The following is a 17,548-nucleotide window of genomic DNA, read 5'->3' as shown; positions in this document are numbered from 1 at the left end:
TGGGCAAAAATCAGGCGAAGGTGATTTTACCGTCGAGGTAGACGTCCTGAACGGCGTTGATAAGCTGCACGCCATCGGCCATCGATTTTTTGAAGGCTTTACGGCCAAGAATCAGACCCATACCGCCCGCACGCTTGTTGATCACCGCCGTACGGACCGCATCCGCAAGGTCGGTTTCGCCGCCCGCTGCGCCACCGGAGTTAATCAGCCCGGCACGGCCCATATAGCAGTTCGCTAACTGGTAGCGCACCAGGTCGATAGGATTCTCGCTGGTCAGTTTGCTGTAGACGCGTTCATCGGTGTAGCCGAAGTTCACCGCTTTATAGCCGCCGTTGTTCTCGGCCATTTTCTGCTTCACGATATCGGCGCCGATGGTAGCGGCCAGATGGTTGGCCTGACCGGTAAGGTCAGCGGATACGTGGTAATCCACGCCGTCTTTTTTAAACGCCGGGTTGCGCAGATAGGCCCACAGCACGGTGACCAGCCCCAACTCATGTGCGCGCTCAAAAGCGGCAGAGATCTCCTCAATCTGACGACGAGACTCTTCCGAACCAAAATAGATGGTCGCACCCACCGCAACCGCACCCATATTGAATGCCTGTTCGACGCTGGCATACAGCGTCTGGTCGAAGGTATTCGGGTAGCTAAGGGTTTCGTTGTGGTTCAATTTGACGAGGAACGGAATGCGGTGCGCGTAGCGGCGAGAGACCGAGGCCAGCACGCCGTAGGTGGAAGCTACACAGTTACAGCCCGCTTCAATCGCCAGTTCAACAATGTTTTTCGGATCAAAATAGAGTGGGTTAGCGGCAAACGAGGCCCCGGCCGAGTGCTCGACGCCCTGGTCCACCGGCAGAATCGACAGATAGCCCGTACCCGCCAGACGCCCGGTATTATAGAGGGTCTGCATATTTCTTAGCACGGCAGGCGGACGGTTGTTATCCACCATCACCCGGTCAACGTAGTCGTGGCCAGGCAGATAGAGCTGGTCGGCTGGAATGGTCATACAACGATGCTGTAAAAGGCTGTCGGCGTCTTTGCCAAGCAACTGCGCAATATCAGTCATAGCTATGCTCCCGTAAGCGCCGACATCATGTCGGCTGGATATCCTGCTCAACACTTTTGAGCAGGATAAGCCTGGTACCGGGAGCGTGGAATGTCCAACTTTTGGCAGATTTTAAGCACAACCGACTGGCACGTCAGCCGGACAGCTACCACCACTCGTGGAAATGGTGCACCGGCCCAATACCTTCACCTACCTGTAAGGTATCGGCCTGCGCCAGCGCCTGCGACAGCCAGACTTTGGCGACCGGTACCGTCTCCTGCCAGCTGGCGTGGCGCGGCCTTAATGCCGCCAGCGCGGCCGACAGCGTACAGCCGGTGCCGTGAGTGTTTTTGGTCACCACGCGCGGGGCGGTAAAGCGCATTTCACCCTCGGCGATAAACAGCCAGTCGGGGCTTTCTGCATCATCAAGATGGCCGCCCTTCATCAGCACCGCTTCGCAGCCGAGCGCCCGCAGCGCTCTGCCCTGCTCCAGCATCTCGCGCTCGTTACGAGCATGCGGCGTATCGAGCAGCGCTGCGGCCTCCGGCAGATTTGGCGTAATCAGCGACACCTGCGGCAACAGGCGCTGACGCAGCGTTTCAACGGCGGATGGGGAAAGCAACGGATCACCGCTTTTCGCCAGCATCACCGTATCCAGCACCACGTTCTGAATATGATAACGCTGCAGTCGCTCGGCCACCGCCTCGACGATATCCGTCTCCGCCAGCATGCCGATTTTGGTGGTGTCGATACGCACGTCGCTGAACACGGAATCCAGTTGCGCAGCAACAAAGTCCGGTTCAATCCGGTAGACCGACTGCACTCCACGGGTGTTCTGCGCCACCAGTGCGGTGATAACAGAACAGCCGTAGGCGCCAAGCGCCGAGAAGGTTTTCAGGTCGGCCTGAATGCCCGCGCCGCCGCTAGGATCGGTGCCGGCAATCGTCAGTGCATTAATACGTTTCATACCGCGACCTCCCCGTGCATCACGTACAAGGCATCGAGAAACGCGGGAACAAAGCTGCCTGGCCCTCGCCCCTGCGCAGCAACCTGCCCCGCCCGCTTCATCACCGCGCAGGCCCCCGCGACGTTCAGCAAGCGGTCGCCCGGTAAGGCACAGCTCGCCGCCACGACGGCCGAGAGCGCGCAACCAGTGCCGACCACGCGAGTCATCAGTGGAGAGCCACCGTTCACCGCCAGCGTGCGTTCACCGTCGGTGACATAATCGACTTCGCCGGTCACCGCAACAATCGCCCCGCTTGCGCGCGCCAGTTTCTGCGCCGCCGGCAGCGCCGCTCCAGCGGTATCGGTGGTATCCACACCGCGCCCACCCTGGCTTTCACCGGCCAGCGCCATTATTTCTGAGGCATTGCCACGAATGGCCGCCGGGGTCATCTGCACCAGTTCGCGACAGAAATCACTGCGCAGCGTCAACGCGCCTACCGCCACCGGATCGAGCGCCCACGGCGTTCCCACCAGGTTCGCACTCTCAACCGCCGCCCGCATCGCCTGCGCGCGCGGCTGAGTTAAGGTGCCGACGTTAATCAATAATCCGCTGGCAATAGCCGAGAACTGCGCGGCTTCTCCGGCATCAATGACCATTGCTGGCGATGCGCCGAGCGCAAGCAGCACATTGGCGGTAAAGGTCTGCACGACGTCGTTAGTCATACAGTGAACAAGGGGAGAATGTTGCTGCAGAAGGTGTGCGGTGTGCGCGAATTGCGCGGGACTTAGCAGGTCGGCTTGCATGGTTTGCTCCTGCCAAAACGCGAAGAAGCAATGACCAGGCGGTCTCTGACTTCCCTACGCTGGCATTATCCAGATCAGGTGGTACGGGTTTTTCTCAGCCTTCACAAGGAAGGGCACCCCGAGTCATTTACTACAAAATCAAAATATTGCGATGAATCGCTGGTCAGGATAGTAATGCCAGCGATAGGTCTTGTAAATGGCAAAAGTGAATAGCTGGCGTTAAAGACAAATATTAGCCAGCCAGATTACGTGTTACTCTGAGCATCAAAATATCAATCAATGCAAATCAGTCCAGTTAAATTTCTCTCCAGTGGTATCCATAATGACTACCTTTTTATTATAGTTCTGGAGCCACTCCTTCATGCTAATGGGATTATTTTCGGCACGATGAATACCAAGCCATAATTCAGAGAGCGTATTCGCATCATCCGTAGACCAGGGAGTTTGGTAGTCACCAAGCCACTTATTTTTTTCATCTACTTCAGGACTATACCAAATGAAAGCAGGTATAGATAAAGCCTCTTTTGGTGGATTAGCCCCCGCATGAGAGTAAACGACGGCGCGCGAAGGATCGCGGATTAAAGCGTGGTCAGAGAAATAGAAAACGGAAGAGCGAGACTGGGAAAGTCGGTTAAAAATCTTGCCCATTATATCATCCGTAAAGCGCACCGAATTATCATAGCAATCATCATAGTCATTGCCATTTTTGAAAACGGCGGCCTCACCCGGGAAACGGATACAGGCAGGCTCATGGCTACCAAAGAGATGCAGGACAATTAACTTCTTACCCGGTTTTTGCAGGGCGGAATCAAGCGCAGGTAATAATGCATCGTCAAAACCTTGTTCAATCCACTGATGATCCTGAGCATTCATGGCAATTCCCGTGATCACGTTATTATGTGCGCCGCCTTTTCCCTGATGACTATACCAATAGGTACCGTATCCCGCTGTGTTGGCAATACTAATGATATTATCACCGTACTTCTCCGGTGCCGCATCCTGTACCGAAGCAGCGGTGAGAGCGAGTGGAACGGCCATAATAGTCACGGGAGCTGGGCTAATAGCGTGCTGGAACAGCAGAAGGTTCTTACTCTCGGCTTCCAGTTTTGGCGTGGTGTCCTTCGAATAGCCATAAATCCTCATATTTGCCGTACGCTCCGACTCACCGATAATCAATACATAATTATCAATGCCAGTATCTGAGATCGCTATCTTGTAGTCAGGCGTATGTTTGTTAATATCTGAGGTAATATTCATATCAGAGATAGCCTGCATAAAGACCATCGCGGTACTCAGCGGAGTTGAATTCATCACGCGCTGAGCAAGGCTCTCGACATTACTGACACGTAATTGATGCAATACCGCCTGCACCGTATAGCCCGTTAGCAACAGCACTAAAAACACTGCCGGGAATTTTTTATATTTCCTGGGAATAACATTTTCACCATAATTTATAGTGAGGACAAACACCCCCAACAACCCTATAAATAGAGCACAGTTACGCCAATAAACACCTAACATTTGAAATGCTTCGTTTGCGGTCGTATTTATTACACTTAATGCGAAGCCATAGGAGAATTTAGTATTGAAGTTACTCCAGGCATAAAGCTGAAGAGATAAATCGGCAGCAATTAGCACCAGTGGAACAATGCCAATGATATTCCTTAATACTTTACTACTAATGCAGCAAAGCGTTAATAAAACCAGTGCAAATACAAAAGTACGATTAATAACCGAGTTGTATTTTGCATTGATAAAATTGACCATAACAACAATGGTAATTGAAATCAAAAATAACATCCAACCGAAAAAAACTCTGCCATTTTCATGGCGAATTTTCTCAATAGCTAACAACATTCTAAAATACCTTTATTTATTTTTAATTTTTTATTTGCCGGCAAGTCGATGTGAGGAAGTAACAGGGATGTTACTTTTTAAGTATTTTATATGACTTGATTAATGCAAATACGCTTCATCATACTATCAACGAAATATTCAAATAAGCTGCGTGGATTGGTAGCTTGAAAAAACTCTCCGCATTAGGATTTTTCTGATGAGACATATACTACCAAGTATTATTCATAATACAAATCATTCAGAGGATTTTTATCGACATCTCTTCTACGCGGGTTGTCGCGTTGTGGAAGATTCGCATAACCACTTGATTAAAATAACTTAGTATAAATTAAATCCGTTCTGTGCTGCTACGCTTTACCTTGTTTGGCTACGTACATCGCCCTATCAGCATAATCGAGTAGCTGGCGTTCATCGCTGCCGTGTTGAGGATAACAAGCGATACCGATGCTGGGCGCAATCATCAAATCGTTCCCTTGCAGGTTGAAAGGCGTGAGGAACATATCATCAATCTTTTTAGCAACCCGCGCCGCACGTTCAGGCGACAACGTTCCCTGAATCAATATCACAAACTCATCGCCGCCGATGCGCGCGACGGTATCCGATTCACGTATACACCGCGTTAGACGCACGGCGGTCTCTTGCAGCAGGAGATCGCCCATACCATGACCCAGCGTGTCGTTCACCTGCTTAAATTTATCGAGATCGATAAACAGCAGCGCCAGTTGTCCATCTTCACGGCGTACCGTCGCCAGCGTTGTTTTCAGGCGATCGTACAACAGGCTGCGGTTTGGCAAGTCGGTGAGCTGGTCGTACTGCGCCATGTGCTGCAATCGGGCCTGCATCTGCTGGCGTTCAATGACCGTCGCAATTTGCGTCGACACAAACTGCAGCAGCTCCTGATCCCGTTCGTTGTAGCACACGCCTCCCGGATAGCTTTTCAGCACCAACGCGCCAATAGTGCCTTTATGCGACTTTAGCGGCACGCCCAGCCAGCAGAATGGATTAGGACCAAATGAGCTGCGCAGTTCCTCGATACGCCCCGTCATCGTCTCAGACGTGAGCAGCAGAGGCTGGCCAGTATGGATAACTTCCGCATAAAACGTTTCAGGGATCAGGGTGAACGGCTCGGGGGTTTGCTGAAACTCATCGACATGATACGGAAAGCTCAGCTGGGACGTTTTTTCATCATAGAGCGTCACCGAGAAATTATCGGCCGGTAGCAGCGTACCGACTATCTCATGAATACGCTGGAATAGTTTGAGCAGATCTTCGGCGGTATGTGCGGCTTCCGAAATGGCATAAAGCACCGACTGGAGCAATTCGGAACGTTTACGCTCGGTGATATCGCGGGCCACGCCGATACGTAATTGATCGGCCGGTGACCAGCGCGCTGACCACATGATATTCAAGACCTGCCCATTTTTGTGGACATAACGGTTTTCGAAATGAAATTGTGGGTTACCCGACATCACGTCAACTATCGAATTCCGGGTTAATTCCCGGTCTTCCGGCAGCATCATCTCGAACATGTTTCGGCCAATCAGTTCTTTCGGCGTATAGCCAAAAATACGCTCGCAGGACGCACTGGCAAAAATGATATTGGCGTGGGCGTCAACGGCAAAAACCGCGTCCATCATGAGATCGATAAAACTGCTCAACGGTGCGTGAGAATTCGATTCCATAGAGAAAGTCAGGCCTGAATATAGGAATGAGTGCGACTACTCTTGAGGACCGTCGCCCATAAGCACTATAGCAAAGGTTAAATATAGTACAGCCGCAGTTTACTATACAATCAGAAAACGCCACGTGACGATTCTAAAAAAGCACTAAGGTATCGGAGATATAATGCCGCCAGGGCTGAATTGGGCGTTTGTAAGGTAGTAATGTTGCTTTTTATGAGGGTAAAGACGGCCTATATTTTAATATAGGGCCGCCTTTCGAAGGCCATATAATAACGGTGGTTAATTATTTATCTTATTGCGCCTGATAAACCTGTTTCCCTTCAAACATGGTCCACAGCACTTTGGCATCCTGCAATTTATCGATACTTACCGTTTCCAGATTACGGTCAAACAGCACAAAGTCAGCGCTTTTCCCCGCTTCAATTGAACCAATCTCTTTATCCCGCCCGATCACTTTGGCAGCGTTCAGGGTGTAAGCCTGCAACATCGCCTCGCGGTGCATTTTTTCACTGGCAGGCGGCAGCTCTCCCAACTCACCCATGCGCGTCACCGCCGTGTAAATCGCCAGCATCGGGTTCGGGCTGGAAACCGGCCAGTCGCTGGCACCGGCAATCAGCGCATGATGGCGGTATAAATCCCCCGCCGGGTAGAGGTTTTTCAACAACGGCGCCGGCACTTTACCGTCAATCAGCGTGGTCGAGGCCGCATCCTTACCGGCCCACAATAGCTGCATGGATGCCGCCACGTTCAGTTGCTGGAAGCGAGGCAGGCTTTGCGGGCTGACCACTTCAAGATGAGTAATGCTGTGCATGACGCCGCTATCACCATTCTGTTGACGGGCGCAGGCAATGCCGTCAAGCGCTTCAGAGACGGCCCGGTCGCCGATGGCATGGAAATGGGCAATCAGATGTGCCGCATCCGCTTTGGCAATGAGCTGGCAGAATTGGGCTTTATTCAGGGTGTTATCACCGCTGTAGCCCGGTCGATTAAGATAGGCCTCGCTGAGCTTTGCCGTCTGGGCCGGGTATTCAATCACCCCATCCTGGAAAATCTTTATCCCGCCGAGGCGCACGTCTGGCGTGTGGGAAAATTTCGCTCTCAGCGCCACAACGTTATCAATGGCCGCTGGCGTGGAGTGAATATTCACCAGCGCCAGGCCGGTCACGTGAGCATTGAGCTTACCTTCTGCGGCAAGCGTGGTGTAAGCCGGCAGTAAGCCCTCATCGTGCAGGCCGGGATGAGCATTGAACACTGGCGCCAGCGGGCGAACGTTGCTGATAGGGTCCATCCACGCCGTGATACCCACGCTGTTCATCTCTTTGGTTCCCGCGAGGATCCCCTGAGCAATTTTATTATCATCGACAGGTGGAATAGCATTGAGCACATAGTCCCATGCGCCTTCAGCGACGAATCCGTTAATTTTTCCATCGGCGGTTAATCCGGTTCCGGCTTTAATTCCTGGGTCGGCTTTACTCAGCATCTCATCGGTCAGATTAGACTGTCGTAGCATCGCCTGATTAGCCCAACCGGTATGCGCATCCGAGCCAGCTAATACGACCGGAATATTTTTATACTCAGGGGCGTTAAATACCGACGAGAGCAGCTGAATATTATTCCAGTAATCTAAGTTAAGGTTGCTATAGAACTGCACGCCATTGAGGTCACGCTGGCTATTATTTTTATTATCGGCAACAAATTTCTGAATCGCGGCGGCATCTTTCATGCCATCCGGGAAAGCGAGCGTTACCGTTTGAAACCCCGCGTAAGCAACATGGGCATGGCTATCGATAAGCCCAGGCAGCAGATATTTGCCGTTCAAATCCAGGCGTATCGCATCCTTTCCGGCCTTTTTGAGCACATCCTCATAATTACCGACCGCGATAATTTTATCTCCCTCAATCGCAATAGCCTGTGGATGAGGATTGCGCGCGTCGGCGCTGTAGATAACACCGCCGTAAATCAGCGTCCTGGTTTCCTGTTGAGCCATAGCAGACAAAGAGGTTGCGCCCAGTGCGCACACCAGAAATAGTTTTGATAACTTCATTATTAACTCCGTTGCGTTGCGAATAAACTCATTTATTATTTTGTGTAAGCGTTATTCTTCTGATGCTGTCTGCAAAGGAATGCAAATATCAAAAACATAATAATTTCGTGAGACATCCGTTTCATTATAATAATATTCATAGCAGGGTTTATCATTTTTAATAAAGCCACGGGAAGCTATCCACGCAAATGCCCATTCCCATGCAGGCTCCAGTTGCTCTTCAAATACCGCAAATTTACAGACCGCGTAGGTTCCTCCCGTTAATGTTTGCACCGCAATCCCCCTGCCCGTTTTTTCCGTACTGCCAATATCGACCGCGACGTCCGTTCGACAGCGTGATGCCGAGGTAATTTCTGGCGCATCCCAGTAAACACAAATCGTCCCTGCCGGCTGCGACGGCGTTCGTACAGGCAATGAGGCCAGCAGATCCTGATGCGTCTGCTGACAGGTTTCTTTGCCATAAGGACCAAAGCGGCGCATATAGGCTACCCGCCGTGCCGGAAGCTGGATGATTTGCGCAGCCAGCAGGCCAACGTCGGGGGCAGTGACAAGAGAATAGGCACTTTTTTCCAGCGCGACGTTTCCTGGCTTGCTCATTGTTGCGGGAATGTGACGACGCCGAAATTCTCCCGGCGAAACGGCAAAGTGGGCGCGAAACGCTTTGGCGAAATTCTGCGAACTGGAAAAACCGATACGCAGTGCCAGCCCGGTGATATCCGCCTGTGGGAAGGTCAGTAGCCACATCGCCGCTCTTTCCATCCGCAGACGTCGGGTAAACGCCGCAACCGTTTCACCCACCTGAGCCCGAAACAGCCGATGGAAGTGAAAGCTTGAGAGCGCCACTGAACTGGCTATCTCTTCCAGCGTGGGGTTCAGATGGAGATTCTGACTGATGTAGTCCATTGCCTTAAAGACTGGCTTACGGCGATCCTGTTGCATCGTACGCTCTCGTTTACGCTGGGTAATACCTCTGACGGTATTTTTAACACATCAGCGTTTAATACTCATTATCGGTAAATCACACTTGCAAACTAATATTTAAATATTAATTAACAATGATGATTTAAGAATAATCTGCACATCAGGATAATCTCTTCATATGAAACTCACGCGGCATAGAAACGCCATGCTGGAATAATGTTCAACGGAAATAAAAAATGAATGAAATCATTAAACTCCAGCAGAATCAGCAAAAAAAATCTTTGCTATTTAGCAATAATTACCATTCACAACAGAGATAAGAAAAGAACATAACTGATTGTTTATTATACCAAATAACAATAAATTGCATTGCTGAGACGCCCCCTCATCCCTTCCGATTCTATGCATGATCTAAATCAATATTCACTGAGCCATCTTAGTTGATAGTTGCTTTGCGTTACGAAAGAAGAGAATCGAGTGTCCGGTGCACTGCTGCCGGTTTTCTTTTTTGGTACAACGTAAACAATAATGACGATAGCCGTTCTATAAAAATAAAGACCGATGATAAAAATCATTCTTGCTTACGCCATTGCCTCTATGGCTCTGGTGGCAACAGGCGTGCTTCTTGGTACGATATTTAACAATACTCTATCAACGATAAGCATTGACTGTAACCACGAATAATTCAGATTGCACTTATACTTTAAACGTTTTGTTGGTAATAACGGAAGTGATTAAATAATCCTTCCGGCTAAATATTGTGTATTGGTAAATAAGAAAAAAGGTTAATGATGAAAGCAAAAATGATGGTGTTAGCCGTTCTGGTCGGTTCCGCAGCGCTGGCAGGTTGCAGCTCCCCGGCACAGCGCATGGCATCCTGCGAAGCACAGGGCGTCTCTAAAGACACCTGCTATTTATCTGAGCAGAACCGCCAGCAGAGCATTAACAATGCGGCGATGACGGCGGCGTACGCTAACGCGGCAAACGCTACCCGCAGCAAAGACGTCGAGCAGCACGCTCAGGCAGCGCACGTCGCTGACCCAATGCGTGAAGCCACCCTCTCTTCCAACGTCCTGAAAGCGACCCTGTCAAACGGCTTCTTCTCTGCGACCATCAACGGTAAGAAAGCAGTGGTTAAGCGTGTTAACGCCAATTTCTATGAAATTCACGGGGCGGGCTATGTTATTTCCGTCAGCATGAATGCCGATGGTATTGAAAGTGCGTCATGGAATAAAACTCATGGCCGCGATAACGGAATGCTGACCGTTACCCAGAAGTAATTCGGTAAGGAGGCCTCGGCCTCCTTATTTTTTATTGGGCGGCATCTTTCCGGCGTCGCTTTGCCTGGCCGGGCTACGGTTATAGCGCGCCGGTTTCGCGAAGTTCTTTTAACAGCAATGTGAAGCAGGCTTCGATAAGCGGCGGCAGTGCCTGTGGGCCACGCATTAACGCGACGGTACGCGTTAGCTCTGGCTGCTGAAGCTGCGCGACCCGCAGCGCCGCATCCTGCAGATGAGTTGTGTACAGCTGCGGGAGGATCCCCACCGCTAAGCGCGAACGCACCAACCCGTACAGCGTTTCAATATAATCAACTTGATAGCGGGTATTAAGCGTCAACCGCTGACTCTCCACCAGCGCGCCAACCAGACGCTGAATATTACCTTTTGAGAACACCGCAATATCGCGTCCCGCCAGCTGTTTCCACGGCAGATGCGGCTGCCCGGCCAGCGGATCATCCACATGGAGTATCGCTACCAGCGGGTCTTCACGCAGCGGGAAAACCTGCAATTCTGCGGGTAGAGAACTGTCGATAGCTCCCACACCAAAATCAATGTGCCCGCTTTGCAGATCGCGCGCCAGCGCATCGTTAGTGCGATCAAGAAACTCCACGCGCAGGCGCGGAAATGCCTGCGCAAGCGCCTCGGGTAACAGCGGAAACAGCAGCGAACTGACCGACGGCACCAGCCCAATACGCACCGTGCCATCACCGCCCGCCTCAACAATCTGCTGCATATCGTGAAACGCCATCTGCGCCACGCTCAGCACTCGTTGGGCATGCGGCAGAATCGCCGCGCCCAGCTCGGTCAGCGTCACCGCCGAGGCGGTACGGTTGACCAGCTTACCGCCCAGCACCGTTTCAATCTGGCGCAGGGCGCTGCTCAGCGCCGGTTGGCTAATCGCCAGCCGGTTAGCGGTATCGGTAAAGTGACGCAGCTGCGCCAGCGTGACAAAATACTGCAACTGTTTAAGCGAGAGCGCAGGCAATCGCTGCCAGGGGTCGGTCATGGTGTGCTTCACTCGTGGCTATCACGCAGAATAAGCTGAAGTTATCGGGTGATAAATTTAATCATCTGGGCAACCGTTTGCTCTGCCCCTAAAGTAGCACGCATTATCCCTGCGCCGGAGTTGTTATGTCCAGCAATGCTGAAAACCGCCGCCGCGCCGTCCAGGCGGCACGTGGCGAGTCCCCGTTTGATCTTTTAATCACCGATGCCAACGTTGTCGATATGGCGACCGGTGAAATTCGTGAAGCCGATGTCGGTATCGTTGGCGATATGATTGCCAGCGTCCACCCGCGCGGCAGCCGCAGCGACACGCTAGAGCGCCACTCCCTGCCCGGCGTTTACCTCTCTCCAGGCCTGATGGACACTCACGTTCACCTCGAAAGTTCACATCTGCCGCCGGAGCGCTACGCGGAGATCGTACTGGCGCAAGGCACCACCGCCGTATTCTGGGATCCGCATGAGCTGGCAAACGTACTGGGCGTGGCGGGCGTTCGCTATGCCGTAGAAGCCAGTCGCCATCTGCCCCTACAGGTGATGGTCGCCGCACCGTCCAGCGTGCCGTCTACGCCGGGGCTGGAAATGTCCGGGGCCGATTTTGCCGGTGCCGAAATGGAAACCATGCTTGGCTGGCCGGAAGTGCGCGGCGTGGCTGAAGTGATGGACATGCACGGCGTGCTCCACGGCAGCTGCCGGATGCAAGAGATCGTGCAGGCGGGGCTCAACAGCGGCAAGCTGATTGAAGGCCACGCCCGTGGGCTAAGCGGTGCCGATCTGCAGGCCTATCTTGCCGCAGGCGTCACCTCCGATCACGAGCTGACCTCCGCCGACGACGCGCTTGAAAAACTGCGTGCTGGGCTGACCCTGGAAATTCGCGGCTCGCACCCTTACCTGCTGCCGGATATCGTCAAGGCGCTGAAATCACTGCCGCATCTCTCTTCACAAATTACCGTCTGCACTGACGATGTACCGCCGGACATGCTGTTGGAAAAAGGCGGCATTATTGCCCTGCTGAACCTGCTAATTGAACATGGCCTGCCAGCGACCGATGCCCTGCGCTTCGCCACGCTGAACGCCGCCATTCGCCTCCAGCGCTATGACCTTGGGCTGATTGCCGCCGGACGCCGCGCCGACCTGGTGGTGTTCGATTCGCTGGAAAAACTCAACGCCCGTGCAGTGTATGTCGCCGGGAAGCAGATTGCCCGCGATGGCAAGCTGCTAAGCTCCTTGACCGCAGCCGATGGGGTCACGCCGCCGCGTAATACCCTGCGCCTCTCCCCGCTTGAGGCTGATGATTTCGTGCTGCGCGTGGGCAATATCCAGCACGGCACCGCCCGCCTGCGCCACATCCGCGGCGCGCGCTTTACTCAGTGGGGCGAAATCGACGTGCAAATCCGTCACGGTGAGGTCGAGATCCCTGCGGGCTTCAGCCTTATCTGGGTGAAACACCGTCACGGCCGTCACGAAGCTAAACCACAGATTGCCCTGCTCGAAGGCTGGGGTGAGCTGCGCGGCGCGATTGCCACCAGCTACTCACACGACTCCCACAATCTGGTGGTGCTGGGGCGTAACGCCGAAGATATGGCAGTGGCTGCCAATCAGCTGATCGCCTCCGGCGGCGGCATGGCGCTGGCGCAAAACGGCGGCATTCTTGCCCACGTGGCGATGCCGATTGCTGGCATGCTCTCCGACAAACCGGCGCAGACGCTGGCCGCCGAATTCCGCCAGCTGCGCGACCTGAGCGCCGAAATAGCCGACTGGGAACCGCCATATCGCGTCTTTAAGGCGATTGAAGGCACCTGTCTTGCCTGCAACGCCGGGCCGCACTTAACCGATTTAGGGCTGACCGACGGCACGACGCGCCAGATAGTCGACCCTGTACTGGATTGCCGGGAAACGCCGGAACACACATCACAACAATAATCACGGGAGCGCCACACCATGGCCGATAACACCCTTCAAACGCCAACCGCTGGGAGTTGGCTTGAGCGACGTTTTGCATTGTCTTCCCGCGGCAGTTCGCTGCGTACCGAGTGCCTGGCAGGAGTCACCGGTTTTCTCGCCGCCGCCTACCTTCTGGTGGTGATCCCTGGCCTGCTGGCCGTAGGGGGAATGGATAAAGGTGCGGCCACCACCGGCACCATTTTAGTGTTCGTTGCCGGTACGCTGTTGATGGCGTTCTACGCTAACCTGCCGTTTATCGTCGGCCCGGGTATTGGTGGTTCGGTGCTGGTCGGCGTGACGCTGGCGGGCAGCGAAGGCATTGGCTGGCAGATTGGCCTCGGCATCGCCTGCTGGTCGGGCATCCTCTTCTTCCTGCTGACCAAATTCGGCCTGCGCGAAGTGGTCACCCGCTCGGTTCCACAATCGATTAAGCTCGGACTCACCGCCTCAATCGGTCTGTTTGTTGCCGTATTAGGTTTTCGTAATGCCGGACTGGTGCTGGCCAACGCCAAAACCAACTCGCTGATGCTGGGTGACTTTATGGCACCCGGCGCTCTGGTCGCTCTGTGCGGTTTGTTCCTCGCAATAGCGTTACAGGCTCGCCGCATTCCAGGAGCGATTTTATGGGCGATTTTGTTCGCTACCCTGGTCGGTATTCCCGCAGGCGTGACGCATCTGCCCGCCAGTTTTATCGATATGCCGCACTCGCTGACGCCGGTGCTCGGTCACGTCGATATGCTGGGCGCGCTCAATATCGCCTTCCTGCCGTTCCTGTTCGTCTTTTTTGCCTCTGAGTTTTTCTCCACCATGGGCACCACGTTAGCGGTCGGAGGTGAAGCGGGTCTGCTGGATAAAGAAGGCAATATGCCGCACATCAACCGCCCGTTTATGGTGGACTCCATTGCCGCCGCTATCGGCCCGTGGCTCGGCATTCCGGCGGCCACCGCGCTGATTGAATCTTCTGCGGCGGCGGAAGCCGGTGGCAAAACTGGCCTGACGGCGCTGGCAGCAGCAGTGATGTTCCTGCTGATGCTGCTGTTCACGCCGGTGGCGCTGATGATCCCAAAAGAAGCGACCGCCCCTGCACTGATGCTGATCGGGCTGAATATGTTCAGCGGCCTGCGTAAGGTTGACCTCGGTAACTTCACCGACGGCCTGCCGGTCCTGATGATGGTGATGATTACCCTGATTGCTAACAGCTTCGGTACCGGGATTGCCGGCGGCCTGCTGTTCTTTATCGTGATTAAAACCATCGCTGGTAAATGGCGTGAAATCCCGATTGGCCTGTGGGTGCTGGCGATTCCGTTGGTGTACTACTTCGCGACGCTGGTGAAGCACTAAAACCGCTGCCCCATCAGGTGAACACCTCTACCTGATGGGGACTCAGAGTATGCTGAATTAATTGTAATTGTTTTCAAATCTTGATGACGCCCACTGCAAGCAGATAATATATTTCCAGTTTACCAAGAGGCTGAATATATTATGCCAGAACCATCAGATATTAAACTAAGACCCCTGGAACGGGAAGATTTGCGCTTTGTTCATCAACTCGATAATAACGCGAGCGTGATGCGCTATTGGTTCGAAGAGCCCTATGAAGCGTTTGTTGAACTTAGCGATCTTTACGATAAACACATCCACGATCAGAGCGAACGCCGTTTTGTCATTTCGTTTAATGGCAATAACGCGGGCCTGGTAGAGCTTGTGGAAATAAACCATATTCACCGCCGGGCTGAGTTTCAGATTATCATCTCGCCGGAATATCAGGGTAAAGGCCTGGCGACCCGCGCCGCGAAGCTGGCAATGGATTACGGCTTTACCGTACTGAATCTCTATAAGCTCTATCTCATCGTCGATAAAGAGAACGCCAAAGCGATTCATATTTACCGTAAGCTCGGTTTTATCCAGGAGGGAGAATTAATCCATGAGTTCTTCGTGAACGGTGAATACCGCAACACGATCCGCATGTGTATCTTCCAGCATCAATATTTAGAAAATAACAAATCGACGGGCGGGATACTGAAACCAACAGCGCAATAACGGTGAGCATCCGGGACGCAATCTAGCGGTTATCGTCAGCCTGTTCCTGCACCGAATGAGGTGCAGGAACGTGATAGCCGACCGCAACATTACCGCAATGACGACGCCGCCATCCTGACCCAGGTATGGCGCTTGCCGCGCACCGCCATTGATAGCGTGTACACCGCCTGTGGGTCGGCCATCCCGGCTACACCGGCATCGCCGAAGTTATAAACGTCGGCGCCACAGCGCTTACTGGCAAGGGCAATCTGGCGTACCGTCTGTTCGTCCGCCCCTTCCTGGCTGCTGCTGATGGTGGTTATCGCCATTCCACCGGCAGCCCGTATTGCCAGCATCGCCTGCTCGACCCGCGCTTCCGTTGCGCCACGGCAGCTGGACGGCGCGGGCACCATCACGCCATCCGCACCGGCGCTGATATACGCCGTATACTCCTCAGCCTCTGCCAGCCCGGCACTGTAGAATTTCGCCACCAGAATCAGCTTATCGGTCAGCCCACGCAGCTGCCTCACCGCTTCCTGCACCCGCGCCGCATCCACGCCGGGTTTGTCATAGGCCGTCAGACAGTAAAAATCCGCGTCTGTCATCAGGCCGAGATGGAACGGATCCCAGGCACGAGGATTGTCCGGCGCATTTTCCGCCAGCACTTCCAGGCTTACGCCAACCAGACGCCCCGTCAGCTGTTTGAAATGGCGCAGCCCATCGCAGCCCTGAATGCGCTGCGTCTGACAGTCCATCCCTTTCACCAGCAGCATGTCCGCACCAAACGCGCATAGCAGCTCGCCGTTGGTCACCTCGCCGTACAACGGCGCCGCACCCGCGGCGACTTCCGCCATAATGACTCTCCCCTCGGAAGCCATAATGGCCTGCTTTAACGCCGCCGCCGTCACTGGCGCCGCGAAGTCACTGGCGCGACAGTTCAGTATCCTTTGCATATTCGTTCCTTAGACTAAAGCCAGTAGCGAAGGTGATGGCTGACGGAATGCGCCCGCCAGAATTTCCAGATTGGTTAACGCCTCTTCTTCACTGACGTAGTTCGCCGCTCCAGCGGTCAACGAGGCATAAATAGCATCGTAAACACGTCCGTAATCCCCCTTCACCGACGCAAGATGTTCAATATGACTGACGCCCTGCTCATCGACGTACTCCAGCAATGCCAGCTCTTCATCCTCTGCAAAGTGCTTGTCGTGCGGCATTACACCGTTTTTCAGGCAGGTTTCCTGCTGGTCAATCTGATAGCGGACGAACGAACCGCGCGTGCCATGAACCAGAAATTTCGGATACGGCGTTTTCACCAGATGGCTGGTTTTGATAATGGCTTTCATTTCGCCGTAAAAGAGCTGCGCTTCAAAGGTGTCGTCCGGATTACCCGGCTGACGAAGGTGGCGCAGGTGATAAAAGACCTGCTGCGGGCGACCAAACAGCGACAGGATCTGGTCAAGCGTGTGCACGCCCAGGCCATAAAATGCGCCGTCAAAATGCCCACCGGGCTGAAGCGCGGCGTCAGGGCGGAAATAGTCAAAGTGGCTCTCTACCTCAACAATCTGCCCAAGTTTGCCGCTTTCAATCGCCTGCTTCATGGTTAAGAAACAACTATCAAAGCGGCGGTTCTGGAACGGAGTCACCAGCAGACCTTTTTCTCGCGCCAGCGCAAACAGCGTTTTCGCCTCCTCCGGGGTGGTCGTAAACGGCTTTTCCACCAGTACGTTCTTACCGTGCTCAAGGCACAACCTGGCGTAATAAAAATGACTGTCCGGATGGGTACAGACGGTCACCAGCGTAATATCCTTATCATTCAGGATATCCTCAACCTGCGAAGTAAAGGCGATATCCCGATAAATCGCCTCTTGCTCACGCTCGGGATTGCACCGCTGGTCATAAATACGCTTAACGTTAAATTTGTCCTGACGAGCCAGAACATAAGGCAAATGGTAGCGCGTGGCACTTTTCCCAAAACCAATAAACGCACTGTGAATCATCGTATAACCTC

The 17,548-nt window shown here is 53.4% G+C and carries 13 protein-coding genes, 1 pseudogene and 1 riboswitch; of the genes and pseudogenes, 4 read left to right on the top strand and 10 right to left on the bottom strand.

Going from position 1 to position 17,548, the window contains the following annotated elements; genetic code table 11:
* Window positions 1-10 precede the first annotated feature (10 nt).
* The 7 genes from fbaB to V6940_RS01375 all read right to left on the bottom strand — a co-directional run bounded on the left by fbaB (window position 11) and on the right by V6940_RS01375 (window position 9,313).
* Window positions 11-1,063 (bottom strand): class I fructose-bisphosphate aldolase, encoded by a 1,053-nt coding sequence (fbaB, locus tag V6940_RS01405; protein WP_185666957.1) that lies wholly within the window; start codon window positions 1,061-1,063, stop codon window positions 11-13.
* A 145-nt stretch (window positions 1,064-1,208) separates the two neighbouring features.
* Complete coding sequence (gene thiD / locus V6940_RS01400; RefSeq protein ID WP_333494558.1) at window positions 1,209-2,009, bottom strand: bifunctional hydroxymethylpyrimidine kinase/phosphomethylpyrimidine kinase; 801 nt, start codon at window positions 2,007-2,009, stop codon at window positions 1,209-1,211.
* Window positions 2,006-2,791, bottom strand: a complete 786-nt coding sequence (gene thiM, locus V6940_RS01395; protein ID WP_333494557.1) for a hydroxyethylthiazole kinase — start codon at window positions 2,789-2,791, stop codon at window positions 2,006-2,008. Before thiM ends, thiD begins: the two co-directional genes overlap by 4 nt.
* Window positions 2,792-2,825: 34 nt before the next feature.
* A riboswitch (TPP riboswitch) is annotated at window positions 2,826-2,922 on the bottom strand.
* A gap of 145 nt (window positions 2,923-3,067) precedes the next feature.
* Complete coding sequence (locus tag V6940_RS01390) at window positions 3,068-4,648, bottom strand: phosphoethanolamine transferase (RefSeq protein ID WP_333494556.1); 1,581 nt, start codon at window positions 4,646-4,648, stop codon at window positions 3,068-3,070.
* A 347-nt stretch (window positions 4,649-4,995) separates the two neighbouring features.
* The gene (locus tag V6940_RS01385; protein WP_333494555.1) at window positions 4,996-6,330 is read right to left on the bottom strand and encodes a sensor domain-containing protein; all 1,335 of its coding nucleotides are present in this window, start codon (window positions 6,328-6,330) and stop codon (window positions 4,996-4,998) included.
* A gap of 292 nt (window positions 6,331-6,622) precedes the next feature.
* Window positions 6,623-8,374 carry an amidohydrolase gene (locus V6940_RS01380; RefSeq protein WP_333494554.1) on the bottom strand — a complete coding sequence of 584 codons (1,752 nt, stop codon included), beginning with the start codon at window positions 8,372-8,374 and terminating at the stop codon, window positions 6,623-6,625.
* Window positions 8,375-8,425: 51 nt separating this feature from the next.
* Complete coding sequence (locus V6940_RS01375; protein WP_333494553.1) at window positions 8,426-9,313, bottom strand: AraC family transcriptional regulator; 888 nt, start codon at window positions 9,311-9,313, stop codon at window positions 8,426-8,428.
* Window positions 9,314-10,083: 770 nt separating this feature from the next.
* Here V6940_RS01375 and V6940_RS01370 point away from each other — a divergent pair.
* Window positions 10,084-10,575: a hypothetical protein gene (locus V6940_RS01370; protein ID WP_370631757.1), complete on the top strand. Its 492-nt coding sequence runs from the start codon at window positions 10,084-10,086 to the stop codon at window positions 10,573-10,575.
* 79 nt (window positions 10,576-10,654) lie between these two features.
* Here the strand turns inward: V6940_RS01370 and V6940_RS01365 are convergent, their stop codons facing one another.
* The gene (locus V6940_RS01365) at window positions 10,655-11,581 is read right to left on the bottom strand and encodes a LysR family transcriptional regulator (protein ID WP_333494552.1); all 927 of its coding nucleotides are present in this window, start codon (window positions 11,579-11,581) and stop codon (window positions 10,655-10,657) included.
* A gap of 125 nt (window positions 11,582-11,706) precedes the next feature.
* Here V6940_RS01365 and V6940_RS01360 point away from each other — a divergent pair.
* The 3 genes and pseudogenes from V6940_RS01360 to speG all read left to right on the top strand — a co-directional run.
* Window positions 11,707-13,501: pseudogene (locus V6940_RS01360) on the top strand (adenine deaminase); the annotation flags it as partial.
* Window positions 13,502-13,518: 17 nt separating this feature from the next.
* Complete coding sequence (locus V6940_RS01355; RefSeq protein WP_333494551.1) at window positions 13,519-14,862, top strand: NCS2 family permease; 1,344 nt, start codon at window positions 13,519-13,521, stop codon at window positions 14,860-14,862.
* Between the two features lie 141 nt (window positions 14,863-15,003).
* Window positions 15,004-15,561 carry a spermidine N1-acetyltransferase gene (gene speG, locus V6940_RS01350; protein ID WP_185666950.1) on the top strand — a complete coding sequence of 186 codons (558 nt, stop codon included), beginning with the start codon at window positions 15,004-15,006 and terminating at the stop codon, window positions 15,559-15,561.
* Between the two features lie 89 nt (window positions 15,562-15,650).
* On the opposite strand, the gene V6940_RS01345 is transcribed toward speG, so the two are convergent.
* Together V6940_RS01345 and V6940_RS01340 are read right to left on the bottom strand one after the other, a co-directional pair.
* Window positions 15,651-16,493: a DUF7916 family protein gene (locus V6940_RS01345; RefSeq protein WP_333494550.1), complete on the bottom strand. Its 843-nt coding sequence runs from the start codon at window positions 16,491-16,493 to the stop codon at window positions 15,651-15,653.
* Window positions 16,494-16,502: 9 nt separating this feature from the next.
* Window positions 16,503-17,537: an oxidoreductase gene (locus V6940_RS01340; protein WP_333494549.1), complete on the bottom strand. Its 1,035-nt coding sequence runs from the start codon at window positions 17,535-17,537 to the stop codon at window positions 16,503-16,505.
* Window positions 17,538-17,548 lie beyond the last annotated feature (11 nt).

The sequence above is a fragment of the Kluyvera sp. CHPC 1.251 genome, from assembly GCF_036759945.1.
Taxonomy (GTDB): Bacteria; Pseudomonadota; Gammaproteobacteria; order Enterobacterales; family Enterobacteriaceae; genus Kluyvera; species Kluyvera sichuanensis.
Note: the sequence above shows the minus strand (reverse complement) of the source record. Positions and strands in the feature narration are given on the sequence as shown.

Excerpts from the sequence above, each read along its gene's own strand:
- V6940_RS01355 (WP_333494551.1), top strand. The coding sequence starts at position 13,519 with ATGGCCGATAACACCCTTCAAACGCCAACCGCTGGGAGTTGGCTTGAG.
- V6940_RS01375 (WP_333494553.1), bottom strand. The coding sequence starts at position 9,313 with ATGCAACAGGATCGCCGTAAGCCAGTCTTTAAGGCAATGGACTACATC.
- V6940_RS01365 (WP_333494552.1), bottom strand. The coding sequence starts at position 11,581 with ATGACCGACCCCTGGCAGCGATTGCCTGCGCTCTCGCTTAAACAGTTG.
- thiD (WP_333494558.1), bottom strand. The coding sequence starts at position 2,009 with ATGAAACGTATTAATGCACTGACGATTGCCGGCACCGATCCTAGCGGC.
- V6940_RS01340 (WP_333494549.1), bottom strand. The coding sequence starts at position 17,537 with ATGATTCACAGTGCGTTTATTGGTTTTGGGAAAAGTGCCACGCGCTAC.
- V6940_RS01385 (WP_333494555.1), bottom strand. The coding sequence starts at position 6,330 with ATGGAATCGAATTCTCACGCACCGTTGAGCAGTTTTATCGATCTCATG.
- V6940_RS01345 (WP_333494550.1), bottom strand. The coding sequence starts at position 16,493 with ATGCAAAGGATACTGAACTGTCGCGCCAGTGACTTCGCGGCGCCAGTG.
- V6940_RS01370 (WP_370631757.1), top strand. The coding sequence starts at position 10,084 with ATGATGAAAGCAAAAATGATGGTGTTAGCCGTTCTGGTCGGTTCCGCA.
- V6940_RS01380 (WP_333494554.1), bottom strand. The coding sequence starts at position 8,374 with ATGAAGTTATCAAAACTATTTCTGGTGTGCGCACTGGGCGCAACCTCT.
- speG (WP_185666950.1), top strand. The coding sequence starts at position 15,004 with ATGCCAGAACCATCAGATATTAAACTAAGACCCCTGGAACGGGAAGAT.
- V6940_RS01390 (WP_333494556.1), bottom strand. The coding sequence starts at position 4,648 with ATGTTGTTAGCTATTGAGAAAATTCGCCATGAAAATGGCAGAGTTTTT.
- fbaB (WP_185666957.1), bottom strand. The coding sequence starts at position 1,063 with ATGACTGATATTGCGCAGTTGCTTGGCAAAGACGCCGACAGCCTTTTA.
- thiM (WP_333494557.1), bottom strand. The coding sequence starts at position 2,791 with ATGCAAGCCGACCTGCTAAGTCCCGCGCAATTCGCGCACACCGCACAC.